This window comes from Roseimaritima multifibrata (genome assembly GCF_007741495.1).
In the GTDB taxonomy this organism is placed as follows: domain Bacteria; phylum Planctomycetota; class Planctomycetia; order Pirellulales; family Pirellulaceae; genus Roseimaritima; species Roseimaritima multifibrata.
Genome location: NZ_CP036262.1, coordinates 960748 through 977109 on the forward strand (window position 1 = coordinate 960748; position 16362 = coordinate 977109).

The 16362-nt window shown below is 55.0% G+C and carries 12 protein-coding genes; 7 read left to right on the forward strand and 5 right to left on the reverse strand.

The genetic code is table 11. The annotated features are described in order from the left end of the window. Positions 1-141 precede the first annotated feature (141 nt). On the forward strand, positions 142-1590 hold the full coding sequence (locus FF011L_RS03595) for a sulfatase-like hydrolase/transferase (protein ID WP_246109708.1): 1449 nt from the start codon (positions 142-144) through the stop codon (positions 1588-1590). A 9-nt stretch (positions 1591-1599) separates the two neighbouring features. Here the strand turns inward: FF011L_RS03595 and FF011L_RS03600 are convergent, their stop codons facing one another. Beyond that, on the reverse strand, positions 1600-1878 hold the full coding sequence (locus tag FF011L_RS03600) for a DUF1294 domain-containing protein (protein ID WP_145350202.1): 279 nt from the start codon (positions 1876-1878) through the stop codon (positions 1600-1602). 66 nt (positions 1879-1944) lie between these two features. Here FF011L_RS03600 and FF011L_RS03605 point away from each other — a divergent pair, with 66 nt between their 5' ends. From FF011L_RS03605 to FF011L_RS03620, 4 genes are all read left to right on the forward strand, one after another. Continuing rightward, complete coding sequence (locus tag FF011L_RS03605) at positions 1945-3882, forward strand: AAA domain-containing protein (RefSeq protein WP_145350204.1); 1938 nt, start codon at positions 1945-1947, stop codon at positions 3880-3882. 35 nt (positions 3883-3917) lie between these two features. Next, complete coding sequence (locus FF011L_RS03610; protein ID WP_145350206.1) at positions 3918-5282, forward strand: NAD(P)/FAD-dependent oxidoreductase; 1365 nt, start codon at positions 3918-3920, stop codon at positions 5280-5282. Positions 5283-5661: 379 nt separating this feature from the next. Continuing rightward, on the forward strand, positions 5662-6633 hold the full coding sequence (locus FF011L_RS03615; RefSeq protein ID WP_246109709.1) for an HD-GYP domain-containing protein: 972 nt from the start codon (positions 5662-5664) through the stop codon (positions 6631-6633). A gap of 83 nt (positions 6634-6716) precedes the next feature. Beyond that, positions 6717-7043: a hypothetical protein gene (locus tag FF011L_RS03620; protein ID WP_145350208.1), complete on the forward strand. Its 327-nt coding sequence runs from the start codon at positions 6717-6719 to the stop codon at positions 7041-7043. A 69-nt stretch (positions 7044-7112) separates the two neighbouring features. On the opposite strand, the gene FF011L_RS03625 is transcribed toward FF011L_RS03620, so the two are convergent. Further along, positions 7113-8066 carry a tetratricopeptide repeat protein gene (locus FF011L_RS03625; protein WP_218932993.1) on the reverse strand — a complete coding sequence of 318 codons (954 nt, stop codon included), beginning with the start codon at positions 8064-8066 and terminating at the stop codon, positions 7113-7115. A 518-nt stretch (positions 8067-8584) separates the two neighbouring features. Next, entirely contained in the window at positions 8585-9151 is a 567-nt protein-coding gene (locus FF011L_RS03630; RefSeq protein WP_145350212.1) for a hypothetical protein, read from the reverse strand. A gap of 286 nt (positions 9152-9437) precedes the next feature. On the opposite strand from FF011L_RS03630, the gene FF011L_RS03635 reads away from it, so the two are divergent. Further along, complete coding sequence (locus tag FF011L_RS03635; protein ID WP_145350214.1) at positions 9438-10799, forward strand: Gfo/Idh/MocA family protein; 1362 nt, start codon at positions 9438-9440, stop codon at positions 10797-10799. Here the strand turns inward: FF011L_RS03635 and FF011L_RS03640 are convergent. Then, complete coding sequence (locus FF011L_RS03640) at positions 10796-12577, reverse strand: hypothetical protein (RefSeq protein WP_145350216.1); 1782 nt, start codon at positions 12575-12577, stop codon at positions 10796-10798. The two genes, FF011L_RS03635 and FF011L_RS03640, sit on opposite strands and share 4 nt — an antisense overlap. 380 nt (positions 12578-12957) lie before the next feature. Continuing rightward, complete coding sequence (locus tag FF011L_RS03645) at positions 12958-14799, reverse strand: phospho-sugar mutase (protein WP_145350218.1); 1842 nt, start codon at positions 14797-14799, stop codon at positions 12958-12960. Between the two features lie 169 nt (positions 14800-14968). Here FF011L_RS03645 and glmM point away from each other — a divergent pair, with 169 nt between their 5' ends. After that, on the forward strand, positions 14969-16330 hold the full coding sequence (glmM, locus tag FF011L_RS03650) for a phosphoglucosamine mutase (RefSeq protein WP_145350220.1): 1362 nt from the start codon (positions 14969-14971) through the stop codon (positions 16328-16330). Positions 16331-16362 lie beyond the last annotated feature (32 nt).

Sequence of the window (16362 nt, forward strand, 5' to 3'; positions counted from 1 at the left end):
CCCGCCACCTAGAGAAGAGGATTCCACATGTTTAGGGTTTTTGTGAATACACCTTGCCGCGTTCACCGAACCGTTCTTCGCCGCCCAGCCTTCCCGAATCTGTGTTTTGACGTTCAGACAAGGCTTCTTCTAATCGCCTGTGTGGCACTGATTTCACAGGGATTGTTGGCGAGTTCTGGTCGAGCGGAATCGAGCGAACGCCCAAACGTTTTGTTGATCGTCTCGGATGACCAGGGGTACAACGATTTAGGACTTCTGGGCAACGGAATCCTTACCCCGAACCTCGATCGAATCGCCAACGAGGGGACGCGGCTGACGCAGTTCTATGTCGCTTGGCCGGCATGTACGCCGTCGCGTGCCAGCCTGTTGACCGGACGCTATCCACAGCGAAACGGCATCTACGACATGATTCGCAATGAGGCTCCTGACTACGGATATCGGTACACGCCCGAAGAGTACGCCGTTTCCTTCGAATGCATTGGGGGAATGGATGAACGCGAGAAGATGATCCCTGAGGTGTTGAAGCCCGGTAACTATGTCAGTGGTATTTTTGGTAAATGGGATTTGGGAACGTTGCGTCGTTATCTGCCAACGTCTCGCGGGTTCGATGACTTTTATGGTTTCACCAATACCGGCATCGACTACTTCACTCACGAGCGTTACGGCGTTCCCAGCATGGTCCGAAACCTTGAACCGACGACCGCCGACAAGGGGATCTACTGCACCGACCTTTTCTATCGTGAGGCAGCTCGATTCCTTCATCAGAATGGTGGTGAGGAATCTGAAGAGAAGCAACCATTCTTTCTGTACCTGCCTTTTAACGCACCACATAACTCGTCGTCGCTAGACCCTCTTATTCGTTCCTCCGTGCAGGCGCCTCAGGCCTTCAAGGATATGTACCCTGCGGTTGAATCTGAAACGCGTATTGCCACTAAGCATCGCTACGCCCCCGGAGCAAAAGTCACGACCCCAGCGGCCCGCCAGCGAGACTACCGAGCCGCCGTCACTTGTATGGATGACGCGATCGGGAAACTGCTGGAACAGCTTGAACAAGAAGGGCGTCTTGATAACACCATCATCCTCTTCTTTTCGGACAACGGTGGAAGCGGAGGTGCGGACAACTCGCCGCTTCGTGGACGCAAAGCCCAGGTCTGGGAAGGAGGGATTCGCGTCCCCTGCCTGATCCGCTGGCCTGCCGGTGGCATTCCTGCGGGGGCTGTGAACGACGCATTCCTTACCAGTCTTGATATTCTGCCCAGCCTTGCCAGTGCTTGTCAGACTCCATTACCCGCCGACACCAAGCTGGATGGCTACGACTGGTGGGCTACCCTGCGTGGCGAGCAACCTTCGCCACGAACCGAAATGTTTTGGAAGCGGCGCAACCTGCAAGCGGCTCGTGTTGGCAATTGGAAGTGGACCGACATGGGCACGGGGAACGAAGGATTGTACGATCTTTCCAAAGATCCCGGCGAACGCAAAGACCTGTCTAAGCAGCACCCCAACGTCCTGAAAAAAGTGAAAGGACGTTATCAAGACTGGCTAACCGAAATGGCCGAATCTGAGCCGCGCGGTCCTTTCCGCGATTTCTAGACTTTCCCGCTAGCGATTGAGCCACCACCACCAGAACAGGCTGGTGGTGGCCACGTTTAAGAACACGCAGCTGGCAAACCGAACGCGGTAGGACCACTTCTGCGTCTTGTGGCGGAATTTGCGACTTGCCAGCCAGCCCCCCGGCCATCCCCCGAATAGCGACCAAGCCAACAACGTCTTTTCGGCAATCCGCCGCTGGTCCTTCGCGGCAGCTCGTTTGTCTAAAAAGTAAAGCAACGCGGTGATTCCACTGGCTAGCAGTGTCCAAATTGCAAAAACTGCTAACATAGGTCAGATCTCGACTCGGATCGGGTTCAATGATTGTCAGACGCCCCTTTGAAAAAGTTCTACTGAATGCAGTCTCGTTCCTCGAAACACGCATCCGCATCGGTCGCATTAGAAGCCCTAGGGTCGCCGGATGCCTACTATGACGAACTGAGCCGTTGGTTGGAACTGGAAGGAGTCGCCGAGCGTGCTCGAATGGTCCTACGGCGTCAGAATCGTTCCCGCGCCGACGTCGAAAAGCGAGGGGAAACCCTTGTCGACCTGGAATGTGTGGATCATCAGACCGGACTCGCAGGCCGGTGGTTGCTTGATTTCAGCAAACCGAATGACGCCCCTCTGCCCAGCAACCGCTTGAAAGTGGGAGTCCCTGTTGTCCTCAGCGATGACCGCGACCCTAAGGATCAAGGCATCCCTGGCGTCGTCAGTCGTCGCCAAGCCAATGTGATTCAGGTGGCGACCGATGCTTGGCCGGAGGGCTATCGTTTTCGAATCGATCTGTCTGCCGATGAAACTACACGGCGTCGCCAAGTCGCCGCGATGAATCAAGCACGGACGGCTCGAGGGCGGAATCGTCAGCTGCGCGACATCCTTCTTGGAAGTCGCCCTGCCCGTTTTGATGAGCCCGAAAACATACCGATTTGGAGCGATCTAAACCCGCCACAAGAAGACGCCGTTCGGTTTGCAATGGCGGCTCGAGACGTCGCCATTTTGCATGGCCCGCCTGGGACCGGCAAAACAACAACGCTGGCAGAAATTATTTACCAAGCCGTACAACGCGGTGACACGGTGCTTGCCTGTGCTCCCAGCAATACCGCGGTCGATAATCTTCTGGAACGATTGGTTGGAATGTTGCCAAACGTTTTACGAGTCGGTCACCCGGCACGCGTCTTCGAAGCGCTCCGTGGACATACCTTGGACGAACTGGTTGAAAACGACCCGACAACCGGCGTGATCCGCGACCTTCGCCGCGAGGTTCAGGAATTGGTCCGTGCTGGCAACAAAGGGTACCGCGGCAAGCAGGGACGCAATCGCAAAGGGGCCCTCTTCGCGGAAGCCGGTCAGTTGCGTGGGCAGATTCGTTCACTGGAAAAATCGGTGATTCGAAGTGTGCTTGATACCGCGGATGTGATCTGCACAACGACCACGATCGATGACGATCTGCTTGGCGAACGCTGGTTCGATCTTGTTGTCGTCGACGAAGCCTGCCAAGCAACCGTCCCCAGTATCTGGCAAGCGGTCCTGCGAGCGGAGCGATTGGTTTTGGCAGGCGACCATTGCCAGTTGCCGCCGACAGTTCTCAGTGATGAAGCGGCCGCGGCGGGCCTGCGTGAATCGTTGATGCAACGTCTGGTGGAACGCGAAGGGGCGTCTATTTTTCGACGGTTGACCGTGCAGTACCGCATGCACGAACAAATCATGCAGTTTTCATCGGAGCAGTTCTATGAGAACGAACTGATCGCCGACGCATCGGTAAAACAACATCAACTGTGTGACTTGCCGGGAATCCAGGAAACGGATCTAACGATCGATCCCATCACCTACATTGACACGTCGGGTGCGGAACTACGTGAAGAACTGGAACCGGAAGGGGAAAGCAAACGGAATCCGGGTGAGGCAACGCTAATCGTTGAATTGGTGCGTCGCCTGATCGATGCCGGAGTAACCGGCGACCAGATCGCCGTCATCGCCCCTTATGCGGCTCAAGTCCGTCTGCTTCGCAATCAGATCGATATCCCTGATTTGGAAATCGGTACCGTCGATGGTTTTCAAGGTCGAGAAAAAGAAGTCGTGCTGATCACGATGGTGCGGAGTAATGAACAAGGAGAAATCGGATTTCTTGCAGATACTCGGCGAACCAATGTTGCTTTAACCCGAGCGAGACGAAAACTAATTGTGGTGGGAGAGAGCGCGACGCTGGCACACAATCCGTTTTATCGCCAGATGCTTGATTTTTTCGAGCAAGCCAACGCGTATCGATCGGTTTGGGAATTCGGAACGATTTCTTAATCGTTTGACCAACGGATAATTTGACAGGACAAGACATGGCACATGTGGTCGTCATTGGCGGTGGATTTGCAGGAATCAATGCCGCCAGGAAACTAGGTAAATCGGGGAAGGTCGCGGTCACTATCATCGACCAGCGAAATCACCATCTGTTTCAACCGCTGCTTTACCAAGTTGCGATGGCGGGGCTGGACCCATCGGATATCGCGGTCCCCATTCGAGCTCTGATGCGACCCTATCGTCGTGTTCGCACGCTGCTGGGACGCGCCAGTTCGATCGATTTGGAAAACCGCATCGTTGGCTACGATGGAGGCACCCTTCCGTTCGATTATCTGATCATCGCCTGTGGCGCTAGCCATAGTTATTTTGGAAAAGATGAATGGGAACGATTTGCCCCAGGACTAAAAAATCTTGGACAAGCCACCGAAATTCGCCGGCGCGTTCTTGTTGCTTTTGAGCAGGCCGAACGGACCAATGACTTAGCAGAGCAAGATCACTGGATGACGTTCGTGATCGTTGGCGGAGGGCCGACGGGAGTGGAATTGGCGGGTTCGATCGCAGAGCTGGCGCGGCATGCTTTGGCAAAGGATTTTCGGACCATCGATTCGACTCATGCGCGTGTCATTCTTGTTCAAAGCGGAGATTCGATTCTGAAACAGTTTTCACAAGATCAGGCGGACTATGCGACGAAAGCCCTCGAAGACCTTGGCGTCGAAGTCGTGCTGGGCAATCGTGTTACCGACATCAATGCAGGCGGAGTCGTCATTGGTGACCAAACCATCAACGCCGGAACCGTGTTGTGGGCCGCAGGCGTGCAGGCCAATCCGATCGGCGCTCTGTTGGGCGTTCCACTTGATAAAGCTGGCAGGGTGATCGTGGGCAAAGATCTGTCGATCCCCGAACATTCTAATGTGTTTGTCGCTGGCGACCTTGCCCATGTTGAAGGAGAAAAAGGGAAACCGCTTCCCGGTTTGGCCCCCGTTGCGATGCAAGCTGGGCGGTACGTCGCCGATTTGATCTTGACGGAAGTGGGCGAGCGAGAAGCGAATGTAAAAGCGAATCAACCTGCCGCTGTCCAGAACCGAAAACCTTTTCATTACCGTGACAAAGGGCAGATGGCCACGATCGGCCGCCGGCGGGCGATCATGCAGTCCGGTTCGATTAAGAAAAATGGATTGATCGCTTGGTTTGCGTGGTTAACGATTCACATCTATTTCCTCAATGGGTTTCGGAATCGTTTGTTTGTGTTCCTTAAATGGTGTTGGGCGTATGCAACCTTTTCCAAGGGGGCTCGCCTGATTGTCCAGAAAGAATGGAGGCAACGCGAATCGGACAAGCTGTCGCCTTTTGCCGATGGGATCGAAACGTATGAGGATCCGATTTCAAACGATCCTGCCTCTTAGGGGCCAATCGCGCCTGGCGGTCTTGGGGGAACGCCGTCGGTGCGCTATTCGTGGTCACTATCCACCACCCGCGATCGACGCTCTTTGAAGAGGAGCGGCATCGGGAATGCGTGCAGTGTTGCACCCTTTGTTGTTGCGCGTGCTTGGCGATTGGATCGCCCATTCTGGATTTCGATTGTGCAACCCGCAACGTTTTTGATTGCTGCGGCAATTGGAACGGTAACGCAGGGGAGGCAGGATCTGCGGTTCTGCCGGTTTGGGATATGCTGTTCTATAGATGGGGCAAGAACCCCCCGGGTTTTGTAGGTGACTTATGCGATTGTTAATCTAGATTTGGAGGTGAAGAATCATTGTTTGTCGCCACCTGCTCGATGATGCTGTGCCCAACTCGTCCCTCCCAACCGATTTCATTCCAATCAGTGTTTCGACGCTCATTCCGTCGCAAATCATGGATGCGGATCTCTACCGTGCTGACGAATCGGCTAGGCGATTGGTCCTGTATCGCGGCAGTGATTATCCACTGACGATCGAGGATCTGCAGCGGCTGCGTGAAAGAGGCGTATCGCGGCTCTTTATCGAATCGGACCGACGCGACGATTACCAACAGTATCTTCGCAAGATGGTTTTCGAATCGGATAGCGAATCGTCATTGCCTGTGTCGGCGCGAACCGAGGCTCTGGGGGCGGTCGTCCGCGACATCCTGCAAAATGCGTTCGCCGGTGGTGACGCGAATGAAACCATTCAATCGGCCCATGAATTAGGGACGCTCACCGCAAACATTCTTAGCGAGGACACCTTTGCCGCGAGCGATCTGTCGCGCGTTTTAAGCCATGATTACGCGACTTTTACCCATTCGGCCAACGTCGCGTTTTACGCGGGAGTCCTTGCCAAGCACTTGGGGTATTCCAAAGAGGATATCCAACAGATCACAACGGGCGGCCTGATCCATGATCTGGGCAAGCTTGAGATCGACGACAAAATTCTTTCAAAACCGGCCCGCCTTGATGAGCGAGAATTTCGCGAAATCAAACGGCACCCGACCTTGGGATTCATTCAGGTCGCGGAACGTTCCGATGTGACTTGTGGTCAGTTGATGATGGTTTATCAGCATCACGAGCGGTTAGATGGCGGGGGATATCCCGTTGGAGTCACCGCCAATGAAATCCATCCCTGGGCGAAAATTTGCACCGTGGTGGATGTTTTTGAAGCGTTAACAAGCCATCGTCCCTATCGCACCCCGATGGCAAAAGCCCGGGCTATAGAGCTGATGCAACGAGACCTAGGAACCGCATTTGATCCGGAGATCTTCGCATGTTGGGAAGAAATTACTCGCAATTGCTGGCACAATTAATTGGCCAGACCCATTGGGGCATCGAGTTACCGGAGTGCTTGGAAAGGTTTTTCCAGGAGACGGGACTTGCACATTCGTCACCGATGGATGAACGTCGCGGAGGCCGCGTCCGAATTCGTACGCGCGCGCTGCTGATACCCGAAGGAGGGGTGCCAGCGATTCATCGCTCGACGACTCCCCTGGGGATCTATACCTGCGACTTTTCCAAACAAGGAATCGGCTTCCTTGCTTCCGAACAGTTTTACCCAACCGAGACTGTGCGGCTGCTGTTGCCGACGTTCTGGATGCGGCTAGAAGTTGTTCGCTGTCGCTACCTGGGAAAAACTTGTTACGACAACGGATCGACGTTGCTTGAACGTCACGAACCATCGGTCGCCGCTTTTGAACCACTAGAGCGCTGCCACCATTAAATCACATCGCTGCCGATCCCGATAAACAGGCCGGCAGCGATGTTTCGTTTGACTGCAAACTTTGCGGCTCTATCGCGAGCTGGTATCCGAAGGTTGCTGAGCGGTCTGAGCAGCTGGTTGTTTGTAGAAGTCGGGCGGCAAGGTGAACGGTCCTGCCACAGGATTTGCAGCTGGCTGGTCCGCTGTCGGTTCCGCACCTGGTTGCTGGCTGGTGGCCATGACCTGATTGACGGTTTGAGACAGTTGCTTTGCCGCGTCGTAGGCTTGCGGGGCAGCTTGAGCTACGTTCGCAATCTGTCCCGCGGGCCCATCCAGTCGAGCCAACAGTTCTTTGGAGCGATCGATCGCTCGGCGAACCGCCGAATCGTCCGAAGCATCGTCTTCGAAACTTAAAGCCTTGTTCAGCTGCAGCCTAGCTCGATCATAGTTTCCTTGGTTGAATTCCAAGTAAGCCATGTTGAAATGGGCGACCGCAGGTTTGTTGTGCTGAGTCAGGGTTTCCAACGCTTTGTCGGATTGACCTGCGTCAAACTGCACGCTGGCCAGCACGTTGGCGTAGCGAGCGGTTCCGGGAGCGATCGCCAATGCTTTTTGGATCGTCTTGGCGGCCTCCTCGTGCTCTCCAAGTTTCGAAAGGGCTAGACCCCAGTCGTTGTACAAGGAAGCGTCGTTGGGTGCCGACTGAACCGCTTGGCGGAAGTAGTCGGAGGCTTCTTTGTAAAGCGATTGCCGAAATTTTAAACGAGCGACGCTTGCCAAAGCAGGCGCGTTTGTCGGTTCGGCTTTCAACGCTTTATTGTAGTTCTCCAAGGCCTTGTCGAGGTCACCGGTGGTTTCCCACAGCTGACCATTGGCGACAAAGACCTCAGGGCCAATCGAGTCGGGTTTGTTATCTAGACGAAGTGGATCATCGGCGGGAATGGTTTGCCCCATCGCGTCGACCATCTCTTCTGACTTAGGAGAAAATATCCCCGCGATACTCGATGTCGTTTTGCCGTAGGCACTTTTGACAGCTGAGGACATGGTGCTAACCTGTCCCCGAGCTCCTTGAGCCGTTGCGGCGACAGTCCCCGTAATCCCTTTGGATTCGGAAGTTTCCATCCCGGCGGTTTGCGTTGGCTCGGCGTTTTTATTGAAGGGGTTCAGTCCAGCAAGTGATGGCCCACCTCCACTTACACAGCCCGAACAAACGAGTAGAGCTGCTCCAAGCGCGGTCCGCTTGGATATTTGTAGTCTGTTTTTTGTTTGCTTGGTCATCACCTGGTTCTCCCCTGAATGCTCCATCGCCGAACGAATGTTCCTATTCTCGGGCGATTACCCATTTCATCGGTTACTCCACTTAAGCCGCTTGACCGTTTTTTGCCTGCGACGGAATTTCAACCAAAACGGGGAAAGGCAAACAGGCGAGGGGGGCTGGCGAATATGGAGAGGAATCATCGGAATCCTTAACGAAAACAGGGCCGTTCCCACTGGAAACGGCCCTGATAAGTTTTCGATCGTGGTTCGCAATTATTTCTTGCGAGTCTGGCGATGCAATGCGATTATGGGTTGCCTAGGTTGTCCGACGGGAGCACAGGCTTCGGCATTGCGGCTTCTCTAGCCCGTGTGATTTGAGATGCCAAGGCACCGGGCGAGGTGGCTGGATTGACGTCCGTTATATAGACCATTGGCGGAGCACCGTTGACGGCCATATGACTTAAGGCCGACCGAACGGCATCGACGCGAGCTTCGGTCTCTTTTTCGCTTGTCCCTCGCAGCACATGGACGACTCGCCGGTTCTGCGGTGCTTGCGAGGCAATCCAGTGGACGCGGTCACGACCGGCTGCCGAAAGGGCACCGTCGCCGTCACGGAAAAGTTCGTGGCCGATGGTGTTGTGCAACATCCAGCCTTTCTGCACCATCACATGGAATGGGGCACGGGTCTGGTAGGCGGCCATCTCCGAAAAAGGCTGAGGCCACACATTGTTGCGGTGGTAGCCAATGTGCATTTCGTGCTTGAATTCGTGCCACCACTCGCCGGCCGTCGCAGCAGGGCTGAAGACAGACCCGGATGCTGAGATGACCGCCAACAGTGCCAGCAATTTTGTTCGTTTTGGTAGCGACTTCATAGCGGCCATCCTTGTGAAGGGGAATCCGCCAAAATCAGCGGTGCTAGAGTGTTTCGACGTGGCGGTTCCACCGCCTCAACGTATTGACTGCGTCGTTCTTTCCCATCGGCTAATCCGCTCTCCCCACTTCGGTTTCCTCTGTTCCTCTGGCTCCTTTGGCACAACCGTCAAAGTCTGCCTAATCCTACACCTCCTTTGGCGGACTTGGTTAGAATAGGGGTTTAACGGTTTCAGGCCGCCGAGCTTGCCTACCGTTTATTCTTCCCATACCAAGGAATTAACAACGATGTCGAACCGCCGCGAGTTCATTAAACGTTCCGGCCAAGCCGCTGCAATCGGCGCCATGGTGACCGGTGCTGCTAGGCAAGCTCACGCAGCCGAAGATAATACGATTCAGATTGCACTTGTCGGATGTGGAGGCCGTGGCACGGGGGCTGCCCAAAACGCGTTGTCGGTCGATAACGGTCCGATCAAGTTGGTGGCGATGGCCGATGTGTTTGAAAAGAACTTGCGGAATAAGTACGAAGCACTGCACGGCGTCAAAAAGTTTCAAGCTCGCGTCGATGTCCCCGAAGAACGACGGTTCTTGGGTTTTGAGGCCTACCGAGAAGCGATGGATTGCCTGCGTCCAGGGGATATCGTGATCCTCGCGACCCCGCCTGCTTTCCGCTGGGTGCAGTACAAGTATGCGATCGAAAAAGGACTGAACGTCTTTATGGAGAAACCGGTTACCATCGACGGGCCGACCTCCCTGCGGATGCTGGATATCAACAAGAAAGCGGTTGAGAAAAATCTGAAAGTTGCTGTCGGTTTGATGTGCCGGCATTGCCGCGGTCGTCGGGAACTATTCGATCGGATTCAGGATGGCCAAATCGGCGAACTGAATATGCTTCGCGCCTACCGACTGGCCGGACCGACCGCGTCCGCAGCCGTGATGCCGAAACCCGATGGCATCAGCGAACTGATGTACCAGATCAAAAACTTCCACGGATTTCTCTGGCTGAGCGGTGGTGCGGTTAGCGATTTCTTGATCCATAACATCGACGAAGGATGCTGGATGAAGAACGACTGGCCGGTCAAAGCCATGGCATCTGGCGGACGCCATTATCGCGGAGAACATATCGATCAGAACTTTGATTCCTACGCGATGGAGTTCACCTTCGCCGATGGCGCTAAACTGATGGTCGACGGACGCACCATCCCCGGATGCAAACAAGAATTCGCAACCTTCGCACATGGGAGCAAAGGATCGGCGATTGTTTCGACCGCCGGACACCTGCCAGCGAAATCGCGGATCTTCAAAAACCAGGACATGCGGCCAGAAAACATGACCTGGGAATTCCCGCAGCCGGAACCGAATCCTTACCAGTTGGAATGGGACGATCTGATTGCCGCCGTACGTAACGACGAAACGTACAACGAAGTCGAACGTGGAGTCATGGCAAGTGCCGTCGCTTCACTCGGCCGGATGGCCGCTCACACCGGTCAAGAGATCACGCTGGATCAATTCTTGAATTGTGAGCACGAATTTGCTCCCGGAATCGAGAGCCTGACGCTGGATGGTCCATCGCCGCTGCAAGCGAATGCAGAAGGCAAATACCCTGTGCCCATGCCAGGCTTGGTTAAGAAGCAAGAGTACTTAACCTAGTTCGCTTGAGATTGTTTCACCAGCTGGATGGAAACATCATTAGCTTGCTGACGTTGGGCCGCTACGGCGGTCGCAACGTCCGGTGAAAAAGCATGCTTCCCCGTCCGATCGGGGAAGCCGGGCCAGTGGGCAATTCCAGCGGGAACAACGTCGGATAAATGCCGTCGCTCGGGTGGAAGGTAGGTCGATTTGCTGGGATCGTCATAGACGGTCCGCCGTCCCCATAACCCGGCAAGCCCATCCATATAAAGTGGCACCCAGTCCGGATGCTGCTCTAAATGTTGAACGGCAGGGGGATCGGCAATGCGGTCTAGCAATACCAGGTTGGGATTCCCAAATTCAAGGACTCGATTGGAATCGACGGGACCGGAATCCGGCCCGCGATGACGGCGACTTAGGTCCTGGCCAAACAGTAGGTCGAAATTCATGTCGACGACGGTCTGCGGATAACAGGTGTCGTATCGCCCGTCGAAACCGACGGTGGTCGTTGGCGCCAAGGCGGCGAGTGCGTACTGAGCCCAATTGAACGTGACGACCAATCGTCCCTCAAGTTGCTCGTCCGCCATGTATTCAAAAGCCGAAACCGGGTATTTGCTGCGGTCCACGCCAAAGTTCGCGAAGGTGTAGCCCAAGATTCCTGCTAATCCTCCGGCAACCAACAGAAATTCTCCGATCAGCAGTCGAGTTGCCAGAGGGGACGTTTCTTGCGACTGTCCCAGGCTAGGTCGCCACTTCACGATTTGTTGCCAAAGTGAATGGATGTGTACGGGCATCCAAAACCCAAACGCAATTGCAAAGAAAGCAAGGTGGCGCAGGTGCCCGATCGCCTGGACAGCGATCAACCCGAGGACCACGATCTGCACCCAGTCTCTTTTCTGTTTGGTCCATACGGTGGCGACGATGGACAAAATGCAGAGGGTGAAGAATGGGACAATGACCCCTCCACCCTCAAAGATGGTTGCCCATTCGGAAACTTCCGGGCGAGGCTGCTTCAGCGACATCCACATCCAGTACGGCAGTTCCCAGCCGTAGGGGTTAACGAAAATCGCAGCGATCGATGCTAGGCCGATGCAGCCTAGATACAGCAGCGTACGCAGGTTCGGCACGGTTGTGGAATCATCGTGGTGCTTTGTAATCTTGCGTCGATGGAGAACGAATTCAATTCCTCGCAGCCCCAGCACGGCTAGCAGCACACACAGTCCAGCTGCAAACCCACCGTGGGCGTTGGTCCACAATACCATCACAGGGACGCACAGGATCAACCACTTCCAGTCGACACTCCATGACGATTGCCAATTGCGAAAAGCTTTATCAAGGGAAAACAGCAGGACGCCACAAAAGAGAAAGCTAAACAGCTGGGGACGCATCAACCAGAATTCTCCCAGGCCTGCCGCAACGGGCAGCATTGCCACTGCGGCAACCACCATCGGTACATCGTGGGCGGCCGCGCTGCGAATCATCAACCACAGCAACCACAGTCCGGCGGCGCATTTGAGGACCATCAGTCCCAGGCCACCCAGCGTTCTTTGGCCAACCGCGACCGCCAGTTCAAATAGATTTTCGTGATTCACCCACGGATGATCCGGAGTGGAATAGGTATGGCTAGCAGTTGTCGGCATTGCCCCCGCATGGATCCAGTCTTCCCCGTACTGAATGTGTCCCCACAGGTCGGGTTCGATACTTCGCCACGCCAATAGATTGGCGACCGCTAGAGCCAGCAGGACAAGAATGCCGTAATGAAGCCAACGGTTTGCAGAATTCGAGGTTGCGGCGGGCATGGGTCAACGAAGTTTGGTGGACGACAACTTCCCCCGTCTTCAGCGATCGCAACCTACAGAAGCGACCGACGGCGGCCGCTGAAAAGTACCTCAGGATTCGTTTGCTGCCCGCTGGATCCTTGCTCCTGCATGATGCAACAGTGCAACATGCCGTGGCAAAACGCAAAACCGTTAGAACCTGCCCGCTTTTCCTAGCCCGGATGATTCATGGCAGCGTTTCTGTATCCTTCACTCTCCCGACGGAGAATGCTCAATGCCATCTGCGGGCGGTATTCCTAGCGGACGGCTTGCGCCGTTCCGTTAAGAAGGTAGCTGGTATTGGGAGGGTGCTGTTTCCAGGCTGCCAAGCCTTGGGTGGAAACGTTTATCGATGGTCGGGGCTAGATTTTTGCCGAGTACGATTCGACGTCGCGGATCAATTCATGGTTCCGCTTGCTGAGCACCTCTTTGGCTGCGGCGACATCTTGCGATTCCGCCGGTGGCAAGCAGGTAAATATATAGAATTTGACCTTCGGTTCGGTACCCGAGGGACGCACAGCGACATAATTTCCCGATTGCTCCAGATCCAGGATAACCAAATCACCCACAGGGCCGTCCAGCTTCATTGGAGTCCCTCCACCAGCCGGCAAAATTTGCAAGTTGGCGTAATCGCGGACTTGGGTGACTTTCATTCCGCCCAGTTGCTTTGGTGGATCGGAGCGGAAGGTCGCCATTAATTTTTTCATGTTGGCCATCCCCTCGCTTCCTTCCATCACCACGTTGATCAGGTGTTCGTTGTGATAGCCATGGCGCTGATAGATCGCGGCTAGATACTCATGCAACGATTGCCCATCCGCTTTCAATTGGGCGGCCAATTCGCAAAGCAACATGCAGGCAACCGGAGCATCTTTGTCACGGGCATACTGCCCCACCAGATAACCGTGCGATTCTTCGGTGCCAAACACGAATTTGTCAGGGCCATCGCGATCGATGATTCCCGCGATCCATTTGAAACCGACCAGCAGATTGCTTTCGCAGCCGACTCCATACTGCTTCGCAATTTTGCCGATCAATGCGGTTGTCACCAACGTCGTCACCACGTAATGCTCGGGTGACAGAGTCCCTGCAGCTTTTCGGCGTGACAGGATGAACTCTTCCAGGATCGCACCAATCTGGTTACCTGTCAGCGTATCCCATTCGCCTTGGGAATCGCTTGTGAGCGGAGCCGCGACACCAACGCGGTCGGCGTCCGGATCGGTCGCCAGGACCATGTCGAATCCATTGGCTCTGGCATATTCGATCGGTTTGTCGAAGACAGCCTTGTTTTCGGGATTGGAAACGTGACCGGGGACGTTGGGGAAATCTCCGCTCGGTTCCGCGTGCGGTTCATAAACTTCGACGTCTTTGAATCCATCCCGCTTCAGTAGGGGAATCGTCGCGTAGGCGCCCACACCGTGCAGTGGAGAGTAGAGAACTTTGACGTCACGAGGACCGCCCAATTGGCAGGCATAGGCTGCATCTTGATAGGCTGCATCGATTTCGTCCGTGCAGATTTCAACTTTCCCTTCGGCCAAAGCGGTATTGAAATCGATTTTTTCGATCGCATCGCATTCCATGACCCGGGCGACGATCTCTTTATCGTGAGGCGGCAAGACCTGACCACCCGACGACCAATAAACCTTTACCGCATTATCTGAAGGGGGATTGTGACTAGCGGTCACCATGATCCCACACGAACAATCTTTGGACCGAACCGCAAAAGACAACTGAGGGGTCGCGCGGTATTCATCGAGGAAATAAACTTTGAATCCTGCGGCGACCATGACACCAGCACATAGTTCGGCGAACTCGCGCGAGCGATGTCGCGTGTCGTAGGCGATCGCACACGATAGTTTGGCGTCGCTTCCTAGTTGTTCGCGAACGTAGTTAGCCAGCCCTTGAGCACTTTCGCCGATCGTCCGTTCGTTAATCGCATTGGAACCGAATTCGTACATTCGGCCGCGACGCCCTCCGGTTCCGAAGGGGATTACCGTCCAGAAAACGTCATCCAGTTTCTGCCATTTTTGATCGGCAATGTGCTGCACGATCCGGTCGCGATAGTCCGCATAGCGAGGTTCCAGCAGCCAGCGTTTAATGTTCTCAACGGCTGGAGCGGTCACCTCGCCGCGCTCGGCAGCTTGATTTAATTGTTTCAACGCTTCATCAACAGAAAGAACCGATCCGGAATTGTCAGTGGAAGTCATGTAATTGCAGCTCGCTGAAACGAAGAAGATAGACGCGGGGATTCTAGAGGGTTTTAGCTTGATGTGAAACGGACCGGGTCGCCGAAAAAGCCGCACAGCGTTAGGCTATGACGATAGAAATGCACCGATATCCACCCTTCTCGCACATTGCTTTGCACCGGCTTCACACATGTCCAAACTGATCATTAGCGTAAGTGGGCTTCGCGGAATTGTTGGCGAAACATTGGACCCTCTTGTCGTCGCTCGCTACGCAGCAGCCTTTTCAGCCCATGCTGGTCCAGGCCCTCTGATCGTTGCCCGCGATGGCCGCGCGACCGGCCCGGTCCTGCGGGACGCGCTGACGGCCGCTTTGCGAGCCACCGGGCGGGATGTCCTGGACGCAGATGTTGCCGCCACCCCCACCGTGGGCGTTTTGGTCCGCCAGCATAAGGCAGCCGGAGCCGTTCAGATTTCTGCCAGCCACAACCCGCCGCCCTACAACGGGATGAAGCTGTTTGGTGCGGACGGACGAGTCCTGGACGCAAAACAGGGGGCAGCGATTCGCGATGCGTACCAAAACGATTTTCCAAAATGGGTCTCCCATGATCAACTGGGAACTTTGACCCGTCTGGAAGATCCTCATTCGGAACATTTACGGAAAGTATTGGAAACGGTCGATGTGGCGGCCATTCGCAGCCGTGCTTTTCGAGTCCTGTTGGACAGCAACCATGGTGCAGGCGCACTCCTTGGGCGTCGCTTGCTGGAATCTCTGGGCTGCGAATTTGTGATCATGGGGGAAACGCCAGACGGACAATTTGAGCACACGCCAGAACCAACCGCCGTCAATCTGAAAGGGATCGCCGAGAAAGTTCGTGATTCCAACTGCGACATCGGTTTCTGCCAAGATCCTGACGCGGATCGCCTGGCCTTGATCGATTCTGAAGGGAACTATATTGGCGAGGAGTACACTCTGACGCTGTGCATCCTGCGAGCGCTGCAGGACGAAGCGACACGGGGCCCAATGGTGATTAATTGTGCAACGAGTGCGATGTCGGAAGCACTTGGGCGGCAAGCGGGAATTTCTGTCTATCGAAGTGCTGTTGGCGAAGCGAATGTCGCGGACCTGATGATCGAAAAACAGGCGACCTACGGTGGCGAGGGGAATGGCGGACCTATCGATCCACGTGTTGGTTATGTTCGTGACAGTTTTGTTGGGATGGCACAGATCCTGGATTTAATGCAATCCAGCGGCCAATCCGTTGCCGATATCGCCGCGACGATTCCGGCGTTCGCCATTCATAAAACCACCGCAACGGTCGATAGCGATCAGTTGCCAGCGGTCCTGGATGCGATCGCTGAATCGATGAGCGATGCAACACAGGATCGGCAAGATGGGCTTCGCTTAGCCTGGGACGATGCTTGGTTGCTGGTGCGGGGCAGCAACACTGAACCGATTATTCGTTTGATCGCCGAAGCCCCCCAAGCCCGTTTAGCGGAAGCCCTTTGCGAGCGAGCTGCGGAAATCGTGACTCAGGTCATCCAAGGAAAATAGCGAAAGCGAAGTTTGGTTTACAATGGAGGGAA

What these genes read in the sequence shown, in the direction of transcription:
- FF011L_RS03600 (WP_145350202.1), bottom strand. Translation starts at nt 1,878, where the DNA reads ATGTTAGCAGTTTTTGCAATTTGGACACTGCTAGCCAGTGGAATCACC.
- FF011L_RS03605 (WP_145350204.1), top strand. Translation starts at nt 1,945, where the DNA reads ATGCAGTCTCGTTCCTCGAAACACGCATCCGCATCGGTCGCATTAGAA.
- FF011L_RS03610 (WP_145350206.1), top strand. Translation starts at nt 3,918, where the DNA reads ATGGCACATGTGGTCGTCATTGGCGGTGGATTTGCAGGAATCAATGCC.
- FF011L_RS03620 (WP_145350208.1), top strand. Translation starts at nt 6,717, where the DNA reads ATGGATGAACGTCGCGGAGGCCGCGTCCGAATTCGTACGCGCGCGCTG.
- FF011L_RS03625 (WP_218932993.1), bottom strand. Translation starts at nt 8,066, where the DNA reads ATGTCCTCAGCTGTCAAAAGTGCCTACGGCAAAACGACATCGAGTATC.
- FF011L_RS03630 (WP_145350212.1), bottom strand. Translation starts at nt 9,151, where the DNA reads ATGAAGTCGCTACCAAAACGAACAAAATTGCTGGCACTGTTGGCGGTC.
- FF011L_RS03635 (WP_145350214.1), top strand. Translation starts at nt 9,438, where the DNA reads ATGTCGAACCGCCGCGAGTTCATTAAACGTTCCGGCCAAGCCGCTGCA.
- FF011L_RS03640 (WP_145350216.1), bottom strand. Translation starts at nt 12,577, where the DNA reads ATGCCCGCCGCAACCTCGAATTCTGCAAACCGTTGGCTTCATTACGGC.
- FF011L_RS03645 (WP_145350218.1), bottom strand. Translation starts at nt 14,799, where the DNA reads ATGACTTCCACTGACAATTCCGGATCGGTTCTTTCTGTTGATGAAGCG.
- glmM (WP_145350220.1), top strand. Translation starts at nt 14,969, where the DNA reads ATGTCCAAACTGATCATTAGCGTAAGTGGGCTTCGCGGAATTGTTGGC.